This window comes from Faecalibacterium gallinarum (genome assembly GCF_022180365.1).
GTDB classification, from domain to species: Bacteria; Bacillota; Clostridia; order Oscillospirales; family Ruminococcaceae; genus Faecalibacterium; species Faecalibacterium gallinarum.
In genome coordinates this window covers 14,480-34,465 of sequence record NZ_BQKV01000026.1, presented here as the reverse complement: position 1 = coordinate 34,465, position 19,986 = coordinate 14,480, and the positions used below count along the sequence as shown (strand labels likewise).

The 19,986-nt window shown below is 61.8% G+C and carries 22 protein-coding genes; 3 read left to right on the top strand and 19 right to left on the bottom strand.

Going from position 1 to position 19,986, the window contains the following annotated elements; genetic code table 11:
• Positions 1-95 precede the first annotated feature (95 nt).
• From JCM17207_RS03525 to JCM17207_RS03510, 4 genes are all read right to left on the bottom strand, one after another.
• Positions 96-503, bottom strand: a complete 408-nt coding sequence (locus JCM17207_RS03525) for a YlbF/YmcA family competence regulator (protein ID WP_238316281.1) — start codon at positions 501-503, stop codon at positions 96-98.
• A gap of 100 nt (positions 504-603) precedes the next feature.
• The gene (miaB, locus tag JCM17207_RS03520) at positions 604-1,995 is read right to left on the bottom strand and encodes a tRNA (N6-isopentenyl adenosine(37)-C2)-methylthiotransferase MiaB (protein ID WP_238316280.1); all 1,392 of its coding nucleotides are present in this window, start codon (positions 1,993-1,995) and stop codon (positions 604-606) included.
• A gap of 239 nt (positions 1,996-2,234) precedes the next feature.
• Entirely contained in the window at positions 2,235-2,627 is a 393-nt protein-coding gene (locus JCM17207_RS03515) for a Fur family transcriptional regulator (RefSeq protein WP_238316279.1), read from the bottom strand.
• Positions 2,628-2,746: 119 nt separating this feature from the next.
• Positions 2,747-4,021, bottom strand: a complete 1,275-nt coding sequence (locus JCM17207_RS03510; protein ID WP_238316278.1) for a replication-associated recombination protein A — start codon at positions 4,019-4,021, stop codon at positions 2,747-2,749.
• Between the two features lie 171 nt (positions 4,022-4,192).
• On the opposite strand from JCM17207_RS03510, the gene JCM17207_RS03505 reads away from it, so the two are divergent.
• The 3 genes from JCM17207_RS03505 to JCM17207_RS03495 are packed head-to-tail and all read left to right on the top strand — an operon-like array spanning position 4,193 to position 5,472.
• Positions 4,193-4,882 (top strand): endonuclease III domain-containing protein, encoded by a 690-nt coding sequence (locus tag JCM17207_RS03505; protein WP_238316277.1) that lies wholly within the window; start codon positions 4,193-4,195, stop codon positions 4,880-4,882.
• Positions 4,883-4,915: 33 nt separating this feature from the next.
• Positions 4,916-5,173 (top strand): GlsB/YeaQ/YmgE family stress response membrane protein, encoded by a 258-nt coding sequence (locus tag JCM17207_RS03500; RefSeq protein ID WP_238316276.1) that lies wholly within the window; start codon positions 4,916-4,918, stop codon positions 5,171-5,173.
• A gap of 56 nt (positions 5,174-5,229) precedes the next feature.
• The gene (locus JCM17207_RS03495; RefSeq protein ID WP_238316275.1) at positions 5,230-5,472 is read left to right on the top strand and encodes a GlsB/YeaQ/YmgE family stress response membrane protein; all 243 of its coding nucleotides are present in this window, start codon (positions 5,230-5,232) and stop codon (positions 5,470-5,472) included.
• 77 nt (positions 5,473-5,549) lie between these two features.
• Here the strand turns inward: JCM17207_RS03495 and spoVM are convergent, their stop codons facing one another.
• The 15 genes from spoVM to JCM17207_RS03425 form a co-directional block, all read right to left on the bottom strand.
• Positions 5,550-5,630, bottom strand: coding sequence for a stage V sporulation protein SpoVM (gene spoVM / locus JCM17207_RS13820; protein WP_373871917.1), 81 nt, complete (start codon positions 5,628-5,630; stop codon positions 5,550-5,552).
• A gap of 73 nt (positions 5,631-5,703) precedes the next feature.
• Positions 5,704-6,342 (bottom strand): thiamine diphosphokinase, encoded by a 639-nt coding sequence (locus JCM17207_RS03490; RefSeq protein ID WP_238316274.1) that lies wholly within the window; start codon positions 6,340-6,342, stop codon positions 5,704-5,706.
• 27 nt (positions 6,343-6,369) lie between these two features.
• Positions 6,370-7,269, bottom strand: coding sequence for a ribosome small subunit-dependent GTPase A (gene rsgA, locus JCM17207_RS03485; protein WP_238316273.1), 900 nt, complete (start codon positions 7,267-7,269; stop codon positions 6,370-6,372).
• A gap of 6 nt (positions 7,270-7,275) precedes the next feature.
• Positions 7,276-9,159, bottom strand: coding sequence for a Stk1 family PASTA domain-containing Ser/Thr kinase (gene pknB / locus JCM17207_RS03480; RefSeq protein WP_238316272.1), 1,884 nt, complete (start codon positions 9,157-9,159; stop codon positions 7,276-7,278).
• Positions 9,152-9,901 (bottom strand): Stp1/IreP family PP2C-type Ser/Thr phosphatase, encoded by a 750-nt coding sequence (locus JCM17207_RS03475; RefSeq protein WP_238316271.1) that lies wholly within the window; start codon positions 9,899-9,901, stop codon positions 9,152-9,154. The genes pknB and JCM17207_RS03475 overlap by 8 nt, the downstream gene beginning before the upstream one ends.
• Positions 9,902-9,927: 26 nt before the next feature.
• Complete coding sequence (rlmN, locus tag JCM17207_RS03470; protein WP_238316270.1) at positions 9,928-10,968, bottom strand: dual-specificity RNA methyltransferase RlmN; 1,041 nt, start codon at positions 10,966-10,968, stop codon at positions 9,928-9,930.
• A 27-nt stretch (positions 10,969-10,995) separates the two neighbouring features.
• Positions 10,996-12,321, bottom strand: a complete 1,326-nt coding sequence (gene rsmB / locus JCM17207_RS03465; RefSeq protein WP_238316269.1) for a 16S rRNA (cytosine(967)-C(5))-methyltransferase RsmB — start codon at positions 12,319-12,321, stop codon at positions 10,996-10,998.
• Positions 12,318-13,238, bottom strand: coding sequence for a methionyl-tRNA formyltransferase (fmt, locus tag JCM17207_RS03460; protein ID WP_238316268.1), 921 nt, complete (start codon positions 13,236-13,238; stop codon positions 12,318-12,320). The genes rsmB and fmt overlap by 4 nt, the downstream gene beginning before the upstream one ends.
• A complete protein-coding gene (gene def, locus JCM17207_RS03455) occupies positions 13,239-13,778 on the bottom strand; it encodes a peptide deformylase (protein ID WP_238316267.1) in 540 nt (179 codons plus the stop codon).
• A 29-nt stretch (positions 13,779-13,807) separates the two neighbouring features.
• Positions 13,808-16,069, bottom strand: coding sequence for a replication restart helicase PriA (priA, locus tag JCM17207_RS03450; RefSeq protein WP_238316266.1), 2,262 nt, complete (start codon positions 16,067-16,069; stop codon positions 13,808-13,810).
• Between the two features lie 34 nt (positions 16,070-16,103).
• Entirely contained in the window at positions 16,104-16,676 is a 573-nt protein-coding gene (gene gmk, locus JCM17207_RS03445; RefSeq protein WP_238316265.1) for a guanylate kinase, read from the bottom strand.
• 5 nt (positions 16,677-16,681) lie between these two features.
• Positions 16,682-16,945, bottom strand: coding sequence for a DUF370 domain-containing protein (locus tag JCM17207_RS03440; RefSeq protein ID WP_238316264.1), 264 nt, complete (start codon positions 16,943-16,945; stop codon positions 16,682-16,684).
• A gap of 19 nt (positions 16,946-16,964) precedes the next feature.
• The gene (locus JCM17207_RS03435) at positions 16,965-17,843 is read right to left on the bottom strand and encodes a YicC/YloC family endoribonuclease (protein ID WP_238316263.1); all 879 of its coding nucleotides are present in this window, start codon (positions 17,841-17,843) and stop codon (positions 16,965-16,967) included.
• 314 nt (positions 17,844-18,157) lie between these two features.
• Positions 18,158-19,561 (bottom strand): oxaloacetate decarboxylase subunit alpha, encoded by a 1,404-nt coding sequence (locus tag JCM17207_RS03430; RefSeq protein WP_238316262.1) that lies wholly within the window; start codon positions 19,559-19,561, stop codon positions 18,158-18,160.
• A gap of 15 nt (positions 19,562-19,576) precedes the next feature.
• Positions 19,577-19,963 carry a biotin/lipoyl-containing protein gene (locus tag JCM17207_RS03425; protein ID WP_238316261.1) on the bottom strand — a complete coding sequence of 129 codons (387 nt, stop codon included), beginning with the start codon at positions 19,961-19,963 and terminating at the stop codon, positions 19,577-19,579.
• Positions 19,964-19,986 lie beyond the last annotated feature (23 nt).

Genomic DNA, 19,986 nt, shown 5'->3' with positions numbered 1-19,986 from the left:
TTCCCTCGTTTTGTGCGGCAGGTTTGTGGCTTGTAACCGCCCTCTGTAAGGAAAACGCGGCCCGCAGAGCGCAGCCGCGTTTTGGTTTATAGGGCTTAGTGGCAGCCGCCGCAGGTGGAGCAGCTGCCGGTGCAGGAAGCCGAGGGCTCCTGAACGGTCATGGGGTCGCCGCCGTTCATGGCAGTATTGATGATGGCGTCGATATAGTTCACCAGCGCCTCGCACTCACGCTTGGCCTCGTTGTAAGCGATCATCCCCTCGTCGTTCATGATCTGACCATAGAGGGTGTTCACCTTTTCGTTCAGCTCGGCGATGCGGGCGTCGTTCCGCTCGGTCTTGCCGATCTCGTTGTTCAGATCCATCCGGACCAGGTTGAACTCCCCGATCATGTTCTGGAGCTCCTCGTCCTTGTCGTTCATCTGCCGGGCCTGGTCCAGGGCCAGATAGCGGCTGTCGGTCTGAAGCGCCACAGCGGCGCGCTTGAAAAGATCAATGCAATCCATATTATTTCTCCTTTTTCTTCCTGCCCGCAGGGGCGCGGGCGGTTGGTTTCGGCTTTTCCTTTGAAAAAGCGGTGTTCCTGATTCATTAGGTTGCCCGGTTTCAGCCGGCCAATTCGCCCAGCAGCACCGTGGCGCGGGCGCCGGTCAGCTTCACCTGGGCGTACTGGCCCAGCAGTACGGGGTCGGCGGCAAACTCCACCGTCAGGTTATTGTCCAGACGGCCCGAGAGAGTACCCTCCAGGCGGCCATAGCCCTCCACCAGCACCCGGACGGTCTGGCCCACCTGGGCCTTGACCAGCTCCATGGCAATGGCGTCCTGGGTCTTGAGCAGCCGTTCCATCCGGTCGGTTTTCTCCTTCCGGGGGGTGGGGTCGGGCAGCAGGGCCGCCTTGGTGCCCTCCCGCTTGGAGTAGATGAAGGTGAACAGCTGCATGTAGCCCACCTTCTGAATCAGCTCCAGCGTCTGGCAGAAGTCCTCCTCCGTCTCACCGGGGAAACCCACGATGATGTCACTGGAGAAGGTAATCCCCGGCACCCGGGCCCGGGCGTACTCGATGAGATCCAGATACTGCTCGACGGTGTAGCGGCGGTTCATCTGCTGGAGGATGCGATTGGAGCCGCACTGTACCGGCAGATGCAGATGCTTGCATATTCTGGGCTGGGCCGCAATGGTGTCGATCAGCTTCCGGCTGGCGTCCTTGGGGTGGCTGGTCATAAACCGAATGTGGTAGTCCCCCGGCACCGAGCAGAGCAGGTTGAGCAGGTCGGCGAAGTCGATCTGTTCTTCCAGCCCTTTGCCATAGCTGTTGACATTCTGGCCCAGGAGGGTGATCTCCTTGTAACCGGCCTCCACCAAACCCCGGAACTCCGCCAGGATATCGGCGGGGCGGCGGCTTTTCTCCCGGCCGCGGACATAGGGCACGATGCAGTAGGTGCAGAAGTTATCGCACCCGTACATGATGGGCAGCCAGGCGCGGAACTCGCTCTCCCGCCGGATGGGCAGGTTCTCCACGATGACCGGGCGCTGGGCCGGGTCCAGGAGCACCCGCTTGTGCTGCTCGAGCTTGCGGCAGATCAGCTGGGGCAGCGTGTCGATGCCGTCCACGCCGAAAACCAGATCCACATAGGGGTAGCTCTTGCGCAGTTTTTCCACCACATGGGCCTGGTTTGCCATGCAGCCGCACAGGCCGATGATCAGGCCGGGCTTTTTCTCTTTCAGGCCCTTGAGGGCGCCCACGTTGCCAAACACCCGCTGCTCAGCGTGCTCCCGCACGGCGCAGGTGTTGAAGAGGATCAGGTCGGCGTCCTCCGGCTTATCGCACAAACCGTAGCCGATATCCACCAAGACACCCTTGATCCGCTCGCCGTCGTTGACGTTCTGCTGGCAGCCATAGCTGTGGACATAGGCCAGTGGCGGCGTGTCGTAAGCCTGGCCGATCAACTGTTCGGCGCGGCTGTCGTGTTCAAAAGTAATGTATTCCAACGATACCATCCTTACCCCGCGGCCGGTCACCCGCCGCGGCGCTACTGATTCTTAATCTTTGCTGGGTCTTTGGGAGCACCCGCCGGAAACAGCTTTGCCCCGGCGGCGCAAACACCTCTGTTTATTATACCCCCTCCGGCCCCAATCGACAAGTGAAATTTTGCATTTTCCCTTTGGTTCTGCCCGTCCCCCCAGGCAGAAAAACGCACGGGCGGAAACTGCTTCCGCCCGTGCAGGCATGGGTTCGTTTATTCGGCGGTCTGGGCTGCCCCCCGCTTCGCGCAATCTTCGCAGACACCGATCAGGGTCAGGACACAGTCCCGAATCTGGCCCGGCTGATTTTGCAGCATCTGCTCCATGGCCGTGCCATCCACAACCAGATCGCTCACGCCGCCGCAGGCCGTGCAGTAAAGGTGCCCGTGCCAGCGCAGGGTATGATCGAACCGGTCGGGCTGGCCCGGGATGGACACCCGCCGCACCCGCCCGGCTTCCACCAGGCTGTTCAGATTGCGGTAGACGGTGCCCAGGCTCAGGTTGGGGCACTCCTTGACCGCCTGCTGGTAGACTTCCTCCGCAGTCGGGTGGGTGCACAGCTGTTCCACCTGCTGCAGAACCAGCTCTCTTTGCCTCGAGTAACGCATGAATGTTGCTCCTTAAGGTGATGTTATTTCCCCGGCAAACGCGCAAATGGACATTCTGCCGTCGTTCTCCTTTTTATCCTACCGAAACTGTAGAATTTTGTCAAGGGCCGGGCGATAGGTCAGACTTTATCCTCCCCTTTGATCCGGGCCCAATAAGTCCGGGCCGCCTGTTCGGTACGGTTATCCCCAAAGATATAATATTTGGCGTCCCGAATGGCGTCGGGCAGGTATTGCTGGTCCACCCAGTGATTTTCAAAGTCGTGGGCGTATTTGTAATCCTGTCCCTTGACCAGAGCGTCCTCCCCGTCAAAGTGCTTGTTCTGGAGCTGACGGGGCACCGGGCCGGTCCGCCCGGCCCGCACATCTGCCAGGGCCCGGTCGATGGCGGCCTCTCCGCTGTTGGACTTGGGGCTGGTGGCCACCAAAATCACTGCATCCGCCAGGGGGATCCGTGCCTCGGGCAGGCCCACCATGTTGGCCGCATCCACCGCCGCCTTGACGATGGGAATGATCTGGGGATAAGCCAGGCCCACGTCCTCGCAGGCGCAGACCATCAGCCGGCGGCAGGCCGAGGGCAGGTCCCCCGCTTCCAGCAGGCGGGCCAGGTAATGGAGGGCGGCCTGGGGGTCGGACCCCCGCATGGACTTCTGGTAGGCGGAAACAATATCGTAATGATCGTCCCCGTCTTTGTCATACCGCATGGCGGTGCGGCGGGTCACCTGGCGGATCATGTCCAGGGTGATGACTTTACCCTCCGGGCCGGGTTCGGCTGCGGTGACCGCAAACTCCAGACAGCCCAGGGCCTTGCGCATATCGCCTCCGGCGCTCTCGGCCAGGTAGGCACAGGCCTCCGGCTCCAGCTTGACTGGCGTGCCCTCGGCCTCGGTGAGCTTTTCGGCGGCCCGGTTAAGGCCAACCTCGATGTCCTGAGCGGTCAGGCTCTTGAACTCAAAGACGGTGCACCGGGACAAAAGGGCATTGTAGATATAGAAATAAGGGTTCTCGGTGGTGGAGGCAATGAGGGTGACGGTCCCCTCCTCCAGGCACTCCAAAAGGCTCTGCTGCTGTTTTTTGTTCAGGTACTGGATCTCGTCCAGATAGAGCAGGATCCCCCCCGCCCCGGCCAAGGTACCGATGTCCTGGAACACCGCCTTGATGTCGCCGGTGCCGCAGGAGGTGCCGTTGAGTTTGTGCAAGGTCATGCCGCTGTTCTCGGCAATGATCCGGGCCACCGTGGTTTTGCCGGTGCCGGAAGGCCCGTAAAAGATCATATTGGGGATCCGGCCGCTCTCGATGGTACGGCGGAACACCCGCCCCGGGGCCAGCAGGTGGCGCTGTCCGCACACCTCCCCCAGGGTTTTCGGGCGCAGACGCTGGGCCAAAGGTTCCCGCATGGGCAATTCCTCCTTTCCGCTGCGCAGGGCGCAGAAATTGTTTTTGATCGTAGAACAGTATAACGCATTCTCCGGGAGAGAACAAGGTTTTTCTGCCGGGGGTCCGTTTACAAATTCGACAAAACATGATATCATCACAAAAAAGTCTGTAAAATCGGCAGGTGTAAATCTATGCAGAAAAAAACCATCTCCGCCGAGGACCTGGCCGCCCGCAAGGCGCTGGCACTGGAGGTCATCGAGCGTTTGAAAAAAGAATATCCTGACGCTGCCTGTTCCCTGGACTACGACCACGCCTGGCAGCTGCTGGTCAGCGTCCGGCTGGCGGCCCAGTGCACCGACGCCCGGGTGAACGTGGTGGTGGAGGATCTCTTCGCCAAGTACCCTAACGTGGCGGCCCTGGCCGCGGCGGAACCTGAGGAGATCGAGGCCATCGTCAAGCCCTGCGGGCTGGGCCACTCCAAGGCCCGGGACATCTCGGCCTGTATGCGGGTTCTGCGGGACAAATACGACTGTCAGGTGCCTACTACCTTTGAAGAGCTGCTGGAGCTGCCCGGCGTGGGCCGCAAGAGCGCCAATCTCATCATGGGAGACGTTTTCGGCAAACCCGCTATCGTCACCGACACCCACTGCATCCGGCTTTCCAACCGGATCGGCCTGGTGGATAACATCAAGGAGCCCCAGAAGGTGGAGATGGCCCTGTGGAAGATCATTCCCCCCGAGGAGGGCAGCGACCTGTGCCACCGGTTCGTACTCCACGGCCGGGCTGTCTGCGCCGCCCGCAAGCCTGAGTGCAGCCGCTGCTGCCTGGCAGATATCTGCCACACCGCAAAGGAGCAGGCCACTGAAAATGCAGCGGAATAACGCACACCCATAATTTGAAAGAGAGGTTTGTTTATGTTTATCATTGGTCCTACCCTTATGGGTCTTCTTTTCAGCCTTTTGATCGGCGCTCTGGCCGGCTGGTGTGCAGGCCGGCTGATGGGCAGCGAGACATCGGCCCTGCGCAACATTGGCCTGGGTATCCTGGGCAGCTTTGTGGGAAGCATTTTGTTCAGCCTGATCGGCCTGCGGGCCAGCGGCTTTATCGGCGATTTTGTGGTCTCGGTGGCGGGCGGCTGTGTCTGCATCTGGCTGGGACGCAAACTTTCCTGACGAGCGCACCGCCCTGACCCTGGGCCGCATAATCTGAGGCAAGGAGGAGTTTAGCCATGATTATCTCGTTTTTCTTCAGCTTGCTGCTGGGCGCCCTGGCGGGCTATGTGGCCGGCCGCCTGATGGGCAGCCGGACCTCTGCCCTGCGCAACGTGGTGCTGGGCATCCTGGGCAGCATAGTGGGCACCTTTTTGTTCAACCTGATCGGGCTCTGGGTCACCGGGACGATTGGGTCCTTCATCGCCGCCGTGGTGGGCGCCTGCGTCTGTATCTGGCTGGAACGGAAGATTTCCCACTGAAAAATCCATATGCATACGAAAAGCCCGCAGGCTGCGAAGCCTGCGGGCTTTTTGCATCGGGGCGGAAACCCGCGCCCTCAGCTCTCTTTCTTGATGCCGAACAGCCTCCGGAGCAAGCCGGCCAGGCACTTGGGGCTTTTGATGACAACAATCTGCATATCTGCACCCGCCTTTCCTTCTTTGCTCCAGTATAGTCAAAAGGCGGGCAAAATGTTCCAGCGGGCGCAAAAATCAGTCGGCGCAGGTTTCGATCACCAAAAGCGCGCCGGACCGGGTGCCGATCTCGATGCAGTCGGAGCCGGGGGCGTATTCGTTGCTGACCCCGAGGGGGTAGCTGCTGGTCAGGACCGCGTCGGTCAGCTCGTAGAACGCTCCCCGGATGTACACGCCTTCGGCCCGGCCCTCCATCGGGAAGACCGAGAGGTAGAAAAACTTCTCTTTTGGGTACTGCCGGGACTGCCCCGGCAGGATGTAGGTAATCCGGCTCCGCTCGTCCTCCAGGGTGGTGCGCACCCCCTGCCGCTCCAGCCCCAGGCCGGTGCAGAGGTTGGCCAAGGTGTGTTCCAGCCGGCGGCCCCCCAGGCCCCCCAGCAGCAGCGCCTCATCATAGCCCCGACTGGCGGCCAGCTTGGCAGCGTATTCGGTGTCGGTGTCGTCCTTCACATGGGGAAGAACCACCAGCCCCTCCCCCGCTGCTTCTTCGGGTTGGGGGGCAGAGTCGAAATCCCCCACCACCACATCGGCCCGGCAGCCCAGACGGCGGCAGTTCTCGTACCCGGCGTCGCAGGCGATGATGAAATCGTCCGGCCGAAGCAGCTCTTTCAAGGCGGGGGATACCGGGCAGGCCGAGAGAATCACACAGCGCGACATAAACGGAACTCCTTTGTTTTGGTTTGGTTACGCCCAGGTCAGGCCGTTGGGGCCCTTCTTCTGCTCCCAGTCCTTGATATCCTTGACTTCGTCGTACATGGCGCAGTAGCTGTCGTACCGAGTGCGGGAGATCTCCCCCGCTGCCAGGGCCTGGCGCACCGCGCAGCCCTTCTCGCTGCGGTGGGAGCAGCCGGTGAACTGGCACTGTCCCAGATAGGGACCAAACTCGGGGAAAGCCAATTCCAGCCGCTCTTTGGGGATAAATCCCGCCCGGTTGGCCTCCAGGCTGGCAAACCCCGGGGTATCCGCGATCCGCCCACCGAAGGCTTCGAAGATGGTCACCTCACGGGTGGTATGGCGGCCACGGCCCAGCTTCTGGCTGATCTCGCCCGTCTGCTGGCCCAGCTCCGGCATCAGGGCGTTCAGTAAGGTGGATTTGCCCACCCCTGAGTTGCCGCAGAAGGCGCAAAGCCGGCCGCTGATCCAGTCACGGACCTCCGCCAGCCCCTCGCCGGTGGCATAGTCGATCCGGATAAAGGGCAGGGTGGATTTTTCGTAGGCCCGGGCCAGGAAATCGGCCTCAGCCAGATCCCCCTTGGTGCAGACGATCACCGGCTGGACCCCTTTATCCACTGCGATGGCCGAGAGTTTATCCAGCACCAGGGTGCTGGGCACCGGCTGGGTGGTGCTGGCCACCAGGAACAGAACGTCCAGATTGGCCACCGGCGGACGAACGAAGAGATTTTTGCGGGGGGCGATCTCGTCGATCACGGCTGCGCCGTTCTCCACGGCAAGAGTTACTTCGTCCCCCGCCACCGGGCTGCGCTTTTGTTTGCGGAAGATCCCCCGGGCGCGGCACTCCACCACACCCTCAGCGGTTTTGACGTAGTAGAAACCGCCGATCCCTTTTACGATATATCCATCCATGGGCGATCACCACTCCCAGGGCCAGATAAAGCCCGGCTCAGAGGAGGAAGAACTGCTGGAACTGCTGCTGGAGCTGCTGCTGGACGAAGAACTGCCTCCGCCCAGGCCGCCCCAGAGATCCTCCCAGAAATCGCCCGAAGAGGGATCGCTGGGGGCCGGTTCGGGTGCAGGCTCGGGGCCTGCGGACACCGTCACATTCACCCGGCTGTTGAGCTTAGTGGTGGTGCCGGCGGCAATGTCCTGAGCAATCACGGTGCCCACCGGCAGATCGCTGTAAGCCTGGGTCTGGCTGCCCAGAGTCAGATGGTTCTGCACCAGCAGGGTGCGGGCGTCCTCTACCGTCAGGCCCACCACAGAGGGTACCGTCGTGGTGGTAGCCACCTGCTGGCGGCTGACGTACAGCACCACCGTGCTGCCCGCCGGGACCGTGCTGCCCGCTGCGGGGTCGGTACGGATGACCGCGCCCACCGCCACCGAGGGGTCCACGTTCTGAACCACCAGAACCGAGACCCCCAGCTCACGCAGAAGCTGCTCGGCATCGGCCTGCACATAGTTGGTGGTGTCAGGCAGGGTGACATACTTGGTGCCCAGGCTCACCGTAAGAGTAACGGTCTGGCCTTCCCGCACCGTCCGCCCTGCGGCGGGAGACTGCTTATACACATACCCTTCCCCATAGGTATTGTTGTACTCTTCCTCCCACTCGATCAGAATCTGACCGGAGCTAACCTGGGGCGAGGCGTTGACCTCGTCCCGGGTAACGCCCACATAGTCTTCCAGGACGATTTCCGCCTTGGCGTTGAGCAGAGGATCGTCGGCGTTGCGCAGAATCATATAGCACAGGGAGGCACAGGCCAACCCAAACGCCACCGTGATGCCTAGCAGCACCGGCAAAAAGACCGAGCGGCGTTTTTGGGGCTTTGTTTTTCTGGGGGCAGCGCCGGCTTTTCCGGCAGAGTGGGAATCGTATTTCTGATTCATTGTTTTTTTGACCACCTTTGCTGGTGTTTCTTCCGGGATATACTGATACTCAAACTGGACATTGGGGTCCTGAACGTATCGTTCGAGGGCCTCCAGCATTTCACCCGCGCTGGCAAACCGGTTTTCGGGCAGTTTGGCCATCGCCCGCTCGGTGATCTCCACCAGAGCGCGGGGCGTCTCGGGGGCGATCTCCGCCAGGGACCGGGGGGTGTCCGTGATCTGTTTCATGGCCACTTCCACCACATTGTCCGAGTCAAAGGGCAGTTTGCCCGAGAGCATCTCGTACATCATGACGCCCACCGAGTAAATATCGCTCTTGGGGTCGGTCATGTCGCCCCGGGCCTGTTCCGGGCTGATATAGTGGACGCTGCCCATGGCTTTGCCGCTGAGCAGCTGGTTCTCAGCCCGGGAGATCCGCGCGATGCCGAAATCCATCATCCGCAGCTGGCCGTTGTCCAGCAGCATGATGTTCTGGGGCTTTACATCCCGATGAACCACCCCGTTGCGGTGGGCGTGTTCCAGTGCCTGCAAAATCTGGGAGATAAAGTGTACGGTTTCCCGGCTGGTGAGTTTGCCGCCCCGTTTGTTGAGATACTCCCGCAGGGTCATCCCGTCCACATATTCCATCACGATATATTGCAGCTGATCGCTCACCGACACGTCGTACACCTTGACGATGTTGGCGTGATGAAGCAGCGAAATGGCCTTGGACTCGTTCTTGAACCGGCGGACTAAGTCCGGGTCGTGCATAAACTCTTCCCGCAGGACCTTGACCGCCACCACGGTGCCCGGGGGCACCGGGCCGTTTTCACCCAGGCAGACGGCCTTATAGACATTGGCCATACCGCCGGAGCCGATGAGTTCTTTTACTTCATAAAGCCCATCCAGCTTTTTGCCGATGAGATTATCCATGTTTCACCTCCAGAGGTTCCGCACCCAGAAGCAGCGCCGTAATGTTGTCCTGGCCGCCGCCTGCATTGGCAGCCTCGATCAGTTTATCCGGCACATCGTAGAAGGAATACCGCGCGAAGATCTGCTCCATCTGGGCCACCGGCACAAAGTTGGTCAGCCCGTCCGAGCAGAGCAGCAGAATATCCTCCGGCAGAATGACCACCGAAGTATAATCCGGGCAGACCCGGTAGTCCACCCCCAGCGCCCGGGTGATGATATTTTTCTGGGGATGATGCTCCGCCTCCTGGGGGGTGATGGTGCCGCAGTCCACAAGCTCCTGTACATAGGAGTGATCGTGGGTCAGCTGTACTAGATGGCCTGCATGGTAGAGGTAGGCCCGGGAATCCCCCGCGTGGCACAGATGTACCCGGCCGGACCGGACCAGAGCGCAGACCGCCGTGGTGCCCATACCGGCCAGCGTTTCCTCCTGGGAAGATTTCTGGAACACATAGTGGTTGGCATTGCTCAGCACATCCTCCAGAAAAACCTTCTCCATGCCGGGCAGACAGCGGTTATAGTGCTCCTGAAAACAGCGCTCGATGATATCGCAGGCCCCGCGGGAGGCTTCCCGCCCGCCCCGCGCGCCGCCCATGCCGTCGCACACCAGGCCCCAGGCCGCGCCGCCCGGCAGCGCGCCCGCCCGGAAATCATCCTGGTTTTCGCGGCGAATGCGGCCTACATCGGTTTTTCCTGCCAGTTTCATGGTTGCTTCTCCTTATAACATCTGCGTCAGGTTTTTCCGTCCATCTCTTCGCGGCGCAGCTGGCCGCAGGCGGCCGAGATTTCGCTGCCCAGCCGGCGGCGGATGGTGGCGTTGACCCCCAGCTCGGTCAGTTTGGCCTGGAACCGGCGGACGTTGGCGGTATCGGTGGCCGAATAGGGACTGCCGTCCACCGGGTTAATGGGGATCAGGTTAACGTGCGCCCCCATCCCCCGGATCAGGTGGGCCAGCTGGCGGGCGCAGCTATCCGTATCATTGACACCACGGACCATGGAATATTCAAAGCTGACCCGGCGGCCGGTGGTGTCCTGATAGCGGCGGACCGCCTCCATCAGCTGTTCCACCGGGTAGGCGTTGTTCACCGGCATCATGCTGCTGCGGATCTCATTGTTGGGCGCGTGAAGAGAGACCGACAAGGTCAGCTGGAGCTTGTGCCGGGCCAGCTGGTCGATCTTGGGCACCAGGCCGCAGGTGGACAGGCTGATGTTCCGCATCCCGATGTTCACCCCGTCGGGGGAAGAAATCAGCTGCAAAAAGGTCATCACCCGGTCGAAGTTGTCCAGCGGCTCGCCGATGCCCATGAGGACGATGTGAGAGATCCGCTCCCCGATGTCTTTCTGGGCGGTGTAGATCTCGGAGCAGATCTCCCCTGCTTCCAGATCCCGCACCCGGCCCGCCTGGGTGGAGGCGCAGAACCGGCAGCCCATCCGGCAGCCCACCTGGGTCGAGACGCAGACCGTGTTGCCGTAGTGATAGCGCATTACCACCGTCTCGATGCAGTTGCCGTCCTCCATCCGCAGAAGGTACTTTACGGTGCCATCTTTGGCTTCCTGGCGGCGCTCGATCCGGGGCGCAGCGATATAAAACGCCTGGTTGAGCTTTTCAATCAGCGCCTTGGGCTGGTCGGTCATGGCCGAAAAGTCAGTGACCAGTTTCTGATGGATCCAGTGGAAAATCTGCTTAGCCCGGAAGGCCGGCTGACCCAGCCCTTTCAGCTCGGCAGAGAGCTGATCCATCGTCAGCGAAGAAATACAGCGTTTTTGTTCCATTCTGTTCTCCTGTAAAGAGAAACGAGGTCAGCCCCCGTTTTTCTGCATTACACAGATAAAAAATCCGTCCATCCCGGTGCGGGTGGGCACCGAGAGGGCACCGAACGCCCCCAGGGTCATCCCCTCCGGGAAGCGCTCTGCGGGCAATTCCACCCGGAAATCCGGCCGCCGCGCGAGGAACGCCTCGATCTGGCGCTCGTTCTCCGCCGGGTGGATGGTGCAGGTGGAATAGACCAGCCGCCCGCCCGGTTTCAGGTACTCCGCCGCCCGGTCCAGGATGGCCGCCTGGGTGTCCAGAAGTTCCTGGTGGCGGGCCTTATCCAGGGATTTATACCGGATATCCGGCTTTTTGGCCAGAATCCCGAGGCCGCTGCATGGCACATCCGCCAAAATCCGGTCTGCCTGGGGCAGGGCCGGGTTTTTCTTGGCGGCATCGTTGCAGAGAACTTCTACACAGTTCAATCCCATCCGCTGGACGGCGGTGCGGATCAGGCCCACCCGGTTTTCGGTGAGGTCGCAGCTGACAAGGCGGCCCTTGTCCTCCATCTGCTCGGCCAGGGCGATGGTTTTGCCTCCCGGGGCCGCGCAGAGATCCAGCACCGTTTCGCCGGGCTTCGGCCCGACGCAGAGGGCCGCCAGCTGGCTGGCCTGTCCCTCCACATGGTAATAGCCCTGCCGGAAGAGATCCGTATCCGCCGGGCTGCCCTCGAAATCGGCCAAGATGCTGCCCGGCACAAGGCCGGGCTGAGCCTGGACGCCCTGCTCCCCCAGCAGCCGGATGAGGGTTTCTGCATCCGCCCGGAGGGGGTTGGCCCGCAGAGCGGTCAATCCATTATCGGCCGTGTGGGTCAGGATGCCGAGAGCCTCTTCGGGGTAGAACCGGTGGAGAAACTCCGCTACCGGCCGCCCCGCCGAACCCAGAACCATGAGTTTTTCGATCTCGTCGGCAAAGACGGCTTTTTCCAGATCATAGCCGCAGGCCCGGCGGAGCACCGCATTCACAAGGCCGGCGGCGCTGGTTTTGCCAAAGGCCCGGGTCAGCTTGACCGCCTCGTTGACGGCCGCCGAAACCGGCACCTGCATATACCGGGCCTGAGCCAGACCGCTGCGCAGGATGGCCCGGACGGGCGGGTCCAGTTTGGCGATCCCTTTGGGGAGAAACTGCCCCAGGATATAGTCGAGGGTGCTCTGCCGTTCCAGTACGGTATAAAAGATGGCCCCGGCAAATCCCTTGTCCCGGTCGGAAAGGGTCTGGCGGCGGAGTTCGGCGTCCAGCACCAGGTTGGAGTAGCCCCCCTGTTCCTGGCGAACCAGCGCCGAGACCGCCGCGGCCCGTGCTCCGGCGGGCTTCACAGCTGGTCCCCCGCTTTAAGCCGGAGCCCGGCCGCAAAGGCGCTGCCCTCCATGGGCTTGGAGCCCTCGGGCACCACCCGCAGCAGCTGAATGGCCCCGCTGCCGCAGGCAACGGTCAAGGGTTTGGTGGCCAGGACGGTGCCCGGCGCTTCGCCATTGCTCTCGGCCAGGCGGGATTCCATCACTTTGACTTTCTTGCCGCCGGAGGTAACAAACCAGGCAGCGGGCCAGGGGTTCATCCCCCGCACCCAGTTGTGGATGTGGGCGGCGTCCTCTGAAAAGTGGAACTCTGCCAGCTCCTTAGTCAGCACCGGCGCCAGGGTGGCGTGGGCGTGATCCTGGGGAACCGGGGCCAGAGAACCCGCCTCGATGGCAGGGATCACCCGGCAGAGCACCTGAGCGCCCACCGCCGTCACCCGGTCGAACAGCTCGCCGCTGGTCTCCTCGGGGCCGATGGCGATTTTCTCGCAGGCCAGCACGTCGCCGGTGTCCAGCCCCTCGTCCATCTGCATGATGGAGACGCCGGTCTCGGCGTCGCCGTTCAGCACCGACCACTGCACCGGCGCGCTGCCCCGGTATTTGGGCAGCAGCGAAACATGCAGGTTGATGCAGCCGTGTTTCGGGATCTGGAGCACCGAGGCGGGCAGGATGCAGCCATAGGCCACCACGACAATCAGCTCCGGGGCCAGGGCGCGGATGTTTTCGTCCTCTCCCCCGTCCCGCAGAGTGCGGGGCTGAAAGACCGGCGTGCCGTGGGCCAGAGCCACCGTTTTCACCGGGGGCGCGGTCAGCACCTGTTTGCGGCCCACCGGCTTATCCCGGCGGGTGTAGACGGCGCAGATCTCGTGCCCGGCAGCATAGAGAGCCTCCAGGCAGGCCGCCGCGATGTCCGGCGTACCCATAAAAAGGATCCGCATTTACTTTTTCTCCTTTGCCTTGCGGGCGGCCTCGGCGCGGCCCTCCTCGGTATCCTCGTAGAAGAACTCGCTGGACTGCATGATGGTCACGCCGTCCAGGTGGTCGTTCTCGTGCTGGATGCAGCGGGCCAGCAGGCCGTCGGCCTCCAGCTCAAACCACTCGCCGTTGCGGTCCTGGGCCCGGACCTTGATGGCTTCGGGCCGGGTGACAGCGCCGTTGTGCCCCGGGAAGGACAAACAGCCCTCGTAGCTGGTCTCCTCTTCCTCCGAGACGGCCAGGATCTCGGGGTTGACGAAGTCGATGAACTTATACTCGTAATCCTCCGGGATCTCCTCGGGGGCGTCGGTGGTGTCCCACACCACAAACAGGCGGCGGAGCATCCCCACCTGGGGGCCCGCCAGGCCGATGCCGTCGGCGGCAATCATGGTCTCGCGCATATCGTCCAGCAGAGTTGCCAGACGGTCGTCGAATTTGGTCACCGGGCGGCAGACCTTGTTCAGGATGGGGTCGCCCTCTTTTACAATTGTACGGATCGCCATTAGAAATATCCTCCCATTGTTCTGGATGATTAAATGTCGCCGTCGGAGTGCAGATCCACCACAGCCGTGGCTTTTGCGGGCAGTTTTTCCTGCTCATAGAGGCTGAGCACCTGCCGCAGAAGATCGCGGAACTGTTTGTCGTTCCGGCATTTGACGGTCAATTTATAGCGGTAATTTTCGTTGATTTTCAAAATGCTGCCCGGGGTGGGCCCCAGCACCCGCAGGGGGATCTCGGGCCGTTTGGCGGCCTCCTGCCCCAAGAGCTGGGCGAATCGGGCGGCGGCCCGGGCCACCGCCGGCTCCTTTGTGCCGGTAAAGCCCACCACGCAGAGCCCGCAGAAGGGCGGGTAAAGCCCGAGTTTCCGGTAGGAAATCTCCTGCTCGAAAAAGGCGTCGTAGTCCTGGGCGGCGGCCAGATTCAGCACCGGGTTGCCCGGATCGGTGGTCTGGATGATGGCATGGCCCGGGGCCTTGGCCCGGCCGCTGCGACCCACCACCTGGGTAATCAGGCTGAACACTGTCTCGTAGGCCCGGAACCCCTGGGCGAAGAGCAGCGAGTCGATGCCCAGCACCCCGACAAGAGTCACATCCTCAAAATCCAGGCCCTTGGCCACCATCTGGGTGCCCACCATGATGTCGTACTCGTGCCGGGCGAATTTCGCCAGCAGTTTCTCGTGGGCGTCCTTGGCGGCGGTGGTGTCCTGGTCCATCCGCAAAATCCGCGCCTCGGGGAAGAGCGCTTCCAGCTCTTCCTCGGCCTTCTGGGTGCCGAAGCCCCGGTATTGCAGCTTGCCCCCACAGGTGGGGCAGACGGTGGGCCGGGGCTCGATCTGGCTGCCGCAGTAGTGACAGAGCATCCGGCCCCCGGCCTTGTGGTATACCATGGGGACGCTGCACTTGGGGCACTTGAGCACCTCCCGGCAGTCCTCGCACTGGGCCAGAGTTTGGTATCCCCGGCGGTTGAGCAGTAGGATGGTCTGCTTGTGGTCCTCAAGGTTTTTCCGGATGGCGTCTTCCAGGCTCAGGCTGATCTCCCGGGGGTTGCCTCCCGCCAGCTCGGCCCGCATGTCTACGATCTCCACGCTGGGCAGGGGCTGGCCCGCGTACCGCTGGGTCAGCCGCACCAGCTGGCATCGCCCCGCCTGGGTGGCGTAAAAGGTCTCGGTGGAGGGGGTGGCGCTGGCCAGCAAAAGCAGCGCGCCGTTCTCCCCTGCCCGCTGGCGGGCCACCTCATGGGCCGCATAGCGGGGAGACGATTCGGAACGATAGGTGTGCTCCTGCTCCTCGTCGATGATGATGAGGCCCAGTTTTTCCATAGGAGCAAAGATCGCGCTTCGGGTGCCCACCACAATATCCGCGCCCCCGTCCTGGATCATCTGCCACTGGAGCAGCCGTTCGGTGTGGTTGAGAGCCGAATGTTGGACGGCCACCCGCCGCCCGAAGGTGGATTTCAGCCGCAGGATCATCTGGGGGGTCAGGCTGATCTCCGGCACCAAAACCAGCGCCCGCCGCCCCAGGGCGAGGCAACGCTCGATGAGCTTTAAAAAGACGATGGTCTTGCCGCTGCCGGTGACGCCATAGAGCAGGGCCGTGTGGGGCTTGCCGCTCTCCAGATGGGGCGATAAGGCGTCGTAGGCCGCCTGCTGCTCCGCCGTCAGGGTCAAGGGCTCGGTGTTCTGGGGGATGGATGCGTAGAGATCCAGGGATTTGTTTACCTTTTCCCCGGTGAGGATACCTTTGGAACAGAGGTTTTCCACCACCGCCCGGCTGATGCCCCGGGCCTCCAGTTCGGTCTGGGTGCGAGGCCCGCCGCTCAAAAGAGCTACCGCCGCCAGTTGTTTAGCGGTGGGTTTGGGCTTTTGGGGCAGCGGCGCCGCCAGCCGGTAAAGGGTCTCGGTGTGGCGGGTAAGCTGTTTTTGAAGAACGGGGGTTACCCCATCGGCGGCCAGTGCCGGGCGATACTGGGCCCCGTAGGGGATCACCGCCTTGACGGCCTCGTAGTAGGTGCAGAAGGTGCGGGCTTTCAAAAAGCGAACCAATCCCAGCAGCTCCGGGGTCAGGCAGGCCGAGGCGGGCGCCACATCGAAGAGGTACTTGAGCTTTGCGCTCTCGGGCTCAGCGTCGCAGGCCAGCACCACCCCCATCCGGGGGCGGCTGCCCCGCCCAAAGGGCACCAGCACCATGCTGCCCAGACGGACCTGGGCCTGCTGGTCCGGCAGAACCGCATAGGTATAGAGTTTGTCGAAATGAAAGGTGGCGTTGCTGACCGCTACCCCCACTGTTTTCGGCATCCGCTTCGCTCCTTTTTTGTGGAATGGTGCGGGGTTACTTCAGCCCGGCGCGGCGGGCCATGATCTCGTAGAGGTTTGCAGCGCAGGCCTCGATGTCCTCGTTCACCACCTGGCAGTCAAACTGGGAAGCAATCTCCAGCTCTTTCCGGGCAGTTTCGAGACGTTTTTGGATTACCTCCTCCATCTCTTTGCTGTCCCGGCCCCGCAGACGGCCTTCCAGGGTCTCCCAGGAGGGAGGCAGCAGGAAGATGGTGGTGGCCCCGGGGTAAACCCGCTTGATGTTGGCCGCGCCGTGCACGTCAATGTTCAGCACCACCGGGGTGTTCTGGGCCAGCAGACGGTCCACCTCACTGCGGAGGGTGCCGTAATAATTGCCGCTGTAAAAATTGGATTCCAGCACCTCGTCCCGATGGAGCATCTCTTCAAACTGCTCTACCGTCCGGTAGAAGTAGTTGACCCCTTCCGCCTCCCCTTCCCGGGGGGCACGGGTGGTCACCGAGACGGTCTTGCCGATCTCGGGGTGGGCGCTGCGCAGATGGCTGATGACCGTATCTTTGCCCACCCCGGACGGACCGGAAACAACAAACAGATATTTTTCGTTTTCCATAGCTTTTACCCTTCCTCGGCAGGTTTGGCTTCCGCAGAGCCCCCCGCACGGTTTGCAATGGTCTCGGGCTGGAGCGCCGACAGAATCACATGGTCGGAGTCCATCAGGAGTACGGCGCGGGTGCTCCGGCCATAGGAGGCATCGATCAGCCGCCCCTGGTCCCGGGCTTCCTTCACAATACGCTTGATGGGGGCTGAGTCCGGGCTGACCACGGCCACCAGCCGCTCGGCGCTGATCATGTTCCCAAAGCCAATGTTGATGAGCTTCATTCTCGTGCCCTCCGGCAGATTATTCCAGGTTCTGAATCTGCTCCCGAATCTTTTCGATCTCGGCCTTCACGTCCACCACCACACGGGTGATGTCCAGATCCTGGCACTTGGAGCCGATGGTATTGGTCTCGCGGTTCAGCTCCTGGGTCAAAAAGTCCAGCTTGCGGCCCACCGGCTCATTCATCTCCAGAATGGCGCGGTACTGGGCGATGTGGCTGCGCAGACGGACAGTCTCCTCGTCTACCGCGGTCTTATCCGCAAAGATGGCTGCCTCGGTGAGGACCCGGGCGTCGTCGATGTTGCGGTCTTCCAACAGGACCCGCAGTTTTTCATAGAGGCGCTGGGTGTAGCTCTCCACCCGGCCGGCGCTCTGGGCCTCAATTCGGCCCACGCACTCCTCGATGAAGACCAGACGAGAGAGGATATCCTCCTTCATCTTTTCGCCCTCCACGGCCCGCATCTCCACGAACCGGTCCAGGGCCTGCTCGGTCACGGCGGCCACATCCGCCCAGAGCTGTTCTTCATCGGCGTCGGCGTGGCGGGTGGTCAACACATCCGGGAACCGGGCCAGCATCCCCGCCGAGAGATCGTTCTTGACGCCCAGCTCCCCGGCCAGCTCGCACAGGGCCTGCTGGTAGCTGCGGGCCAGCTCCAGATCCACCGAGACCACGGTGTCGGTCAGGTCCACATTCTGGATGGTCAGGCTCAGCTCCACCTTACCCCGGGAGATCCGGCTGTTGAGCAGTTTTTTGAGTTTTCCGTCCATATAGCTGCAGCTGCGGGGAATCCGGGAGCTGTACTCAAAATACCGCGCGTTGACGCTGCGCAGCTCCACCGTAATCTCGCGCCCGCCGCGCACCTCGCTGGCGCGGCCAAAACCAGTCATACTCAGGATCATAACATCTTCCTCTGCCTTTTCTTGCGCTCAATTTTTATGGTTTCTGTTATATGTATCCGCCTTAGGGCTGCAAAAACCCATGTTACGATACATATGCTGTTATTTTACTATTATAGGCAGCGTTTTTCAAGGGAATAGGCCAAAAAACGGCCCCGGCCCCTCATGAGAAAATTTCTGTGAAAAAAATTTTGCGGCAAACCCTGCGCCCGTCTTTCGGCCAGCGCACGATCTACCGCAAAATCTCACTGTATACCCCCGGCCCGGATGCACTCTGGCATCCAGGCCGGATTATTTTATTGAGGAATGGCCCTTACTCAGACCGGATGGGACTTGTTGGCATAATCCGCATGAGCAGCGTCCACACCCTGCTTTTTAGCGTTGCGGGTCTCGAAGAACTTGGGTGCGACCTGGGGGAACATGGCGTAGGTCAGCACGTCCTCTTCCTGAGTGGCCCACTTGGCCGCCTCGGCACGGAGTTTCTCCATCTCGGGCTCCAGGGTATCCGCAAACCGGCAGGTAATGGGCTGCTCGTCGCCCAGGATCTGCTTGGTAAACTCGGGGCTGATGGGGGCGGGAGTGCGGCCGTAATCGCCGTGGACCAGGCCCTTGAACTCCTTGGTGACCATCTTGTACCGCTCGCCCAGAATGACGTTGAAGACAGCCTGGGTGCCCACGATCTGGCTGGTGGGGGTAACCAGCGGCGGATAACCGGCATCCTCACGGACGCGGGGAATCTCGGCCAGCACCTCGTCCAGCTTGTCCTCCTTGCCGGCGTCCTTCAGCTGCTTGAGCATGTTGGAGAACATGCCGCCCGGCACCTGGTACAGCAGGGTGTTGGCATCCACGCCCAGGCTCTTGGGGCTGATCTGGCCGTTGGCAATGTACTTTTCGCGCAGCTTGGCAAAGTAGTTGCGGACGACGTTCAGCTGGTTCAGATCCAGGCCGGTGTCGTAGTCGGTGCCCTGGAGGGCAGCCACCAGGCTCTCGGTGGGCATATGGCTGGTGCCCAGAGACAGGGGGCTCATGGCCGTATCGACGATGTCGGCGCCCGCCTCAATGCCCTTCAGGATGGACATGGAGGCCAGGCCGGCGGTGTAGTGGCTGTGGATATCCACCGGGATGTTGACGGTCTTCTTCAGCTTCTTGACCAGCTCATAGCAGGCATAGGGGGTCAGCAGGCCGGCCATATCCTTGATGCAGATGGAGTCTGCGCCCATCTCTTCCAGGGTCTTGGCGTAGTCTGCAAACGCCTTGTTGCTGTGAACAGGGCTCAGGGTGTAGCTGATGCAGCCCTGAACGTGTGCGCCCTCCTTGTTGGCTGCCTTGATGGCGGTCTGGAGGTTGCGGGGATCGTTCAGCGCGTCAAAGATGCGGATCACATCGATGCCGTTGGCCACCGACTTCTGCACAAAGTACTCGACGGCGTCGTCGGCATAGGGGCGGTAACCCAGCATATTCTGGCCGCGGAAGAGCATCTGCAGCTTCTGGTGGGGCAGCTCTTTGCGCAGGATGCGCAGCCGCTCCCAGGGGTCCTCATCCAGGAAACGGATGCAGCTGTCGAAGGTGGCGCCGCCCCAGCACTCCACCGAGAAGTAGTTGATCTTGTCCATTTCGGGCAGGATGGGGCGCATCTCGTCCATGGTCATACGGGTGGCCAGCAGGGACTGGTGGGCGTCGCGCAGGACGACCTCGGTGATTTTGATCGGCTTTTTCGCCATAGTTCTCACCTCTCCTTAGTTCATCGAGACCAGAACGTCGCCGGAGTTGACGGTATCGCCCTTGTTCACGTTGACAGAAGCGACGGTGCCGTCCTGCGGGGCGAGGATTTCGTTCTCCATCTTCATGGCTTCCAGGATCACCAGGGTGTCACCGGCCTTGACGGAGTCACCGGCCTTGACCTTGACGTCCAGGATGTTGCCGGGCATGGGAGCTTTGACCGAGACAGCGCCGGCTGCTGCGGGCTTTGCAGCAGGTGCGGGGGCTGCCTTGGGGGCGGGAGCCGGTGCGGCGGGTGCAGCAGGAGCAGCTGCGGGGGCAGCAACCGGAGCTGCTCCTGCGACGGTCTCCTCGACGCTGACGCTGTATGCGACGCCATTGACGGTAATGTTATAGTATTTCATCGAAAAATCCTCCTCGAATCAAT

Coding starts and splice junctions, on each gene's coding strand:
- rlmN (WP_238316270.1), bottom strand. CDS start 10,968: ATGGAACAAAAACGCTGTATTTCTTCGCTGACGATGGATCAGCTCTCT.
- JCM17207_RS03505 (WP_238316277.1), top strand. CDS start 4,193: ATGCAGAAAAAAACCATCTCCGCCGAGGACCTGGCCGCCCGCAAGGCG.
- JCM17207_RS03430 (WP_238316262.1), bottom strand. CDS start 19,561: ATGGCGAAAAAGCCGATCAAAATCACCGAGGTCGTCCTGCGCGACGCC.
- JCM17207_RS03425 (WP_238316261.1), bottom strand. CDS start 19,963: ATGAAATACTATAACATTACCGTCAATGGCGTCGCATACAGCGTCAGC.
- JCM17207_RS03515 (WP_238316279.1), bottom strand. CDS start 2,627: ATGCGTTACTCGAGGCAAAGAGAGCTGGTTCTGCAGCAGGTGGAACAG.
- JCM17207_RS03510 (WP_238316278.1), bottom strand. CDS start 4,021: ATGCGGGAACCTTTGGCCCAGCGTCTGCGCCCGAAAACCCTGGGGGAG.
- priA (WP_238316266.1), bottom strand. CDS start 16,069: ATGCCGAAAACAGTGGGGGTAGCGGTCAGCAACGCCACCTTTCATTTC.
- JCM17207_RS03440 (WP_238316264.1), bottom strand. CDS start 16,945: ATGAAGCTCATCAACATTGGCTTTGGGAACATGATCAGCGCCGAGCGG.
- JCM17207_RS03475 (WP_238316271.1), bottom strand. CDS start 9,901: ATGAAACTGGCAGGAAAAACCGATGTAGGCCGCATTCGCCGCGAAAAC.
- JCM17207_RS03525 (WP_238316281.1), bottom strand. CDS start 503: ATGGATTGCATTGATCTTTTCAAGCGCGCCGCTGTGGCGCTTCAGACC.
- miaB (WP_238316280.1), bottom strand. CDS start 1,995: ATGGTATCGTTGGAATACATTACTTTTGAACACGACAGCCGCGCCGAA.
- JCM17207_RS03490 (WP_238316274.1), bottom strand. CDS start 6,342: ATGTCGCGCTGTGTGATTCTCTCGGCCTGCCCGGTATCCCCCGCCTTG.
- JCM17207_RS03495 (WP_238316275.1), top strand. CDS start 5,230: ATGATTATCTCGTTTTTCTTCAGCTTGCTGCTGGGCGCCCTGGCGGGC.
- rsgA (WP_238316273.1), bottom strand. CDS start 7,269: ATGGATGGATATATCGTAAAAGGGATCGGCGGTTTCTACTACGTCAAA.
- pknB (WP_238316272.1), bottom strand. CDS start 9,159: ATGGATAATCTCATCGGCAAAAAGCTGGATGGGCTTTATGAAGTAAAA.
- gmk (WP_238316265.1), bottom strand. CDS start 16,676: ATGGAAAACGAAAAATATCTGTTTGTTGTTTCCGGTCCGTCCGGGGTG.
- def (WP_238316267.1), bottom strand. CDS start 13,778: ATGGCGATCCGTACAATTGTAAAAGAGGGCGACCCCATCCTGAACAAG.
- fmt (WP_238316268.1), bottom strand. CDS start 13,238: ATGCGGATCCTTTTTATGGGTACGCCGGACATCGCGGCGGCCTGCCTG.
- JCM17207_RS03500 (WP_238316276.1), top strand. CDS start 4,916: ATGTTTATCATTGGTCCTACCCTTATGGGTCTTCTTTTCAGCCTTTTG.
- JCM17207_RS03435 (WP_238316263.1), bottom strand. CDS start 17,843: ATGATCCTGAGTATGACTGGTTTTGGCCGCGCCAGCGAGGTGCGCGGC.
- spoVM (WP_373871917.1), bottom strand. CDS start 5,630: ATGCAGATTGTTGTCATCAAAAGCCCCAAGTGCCTGGCCGGCTTGCTC.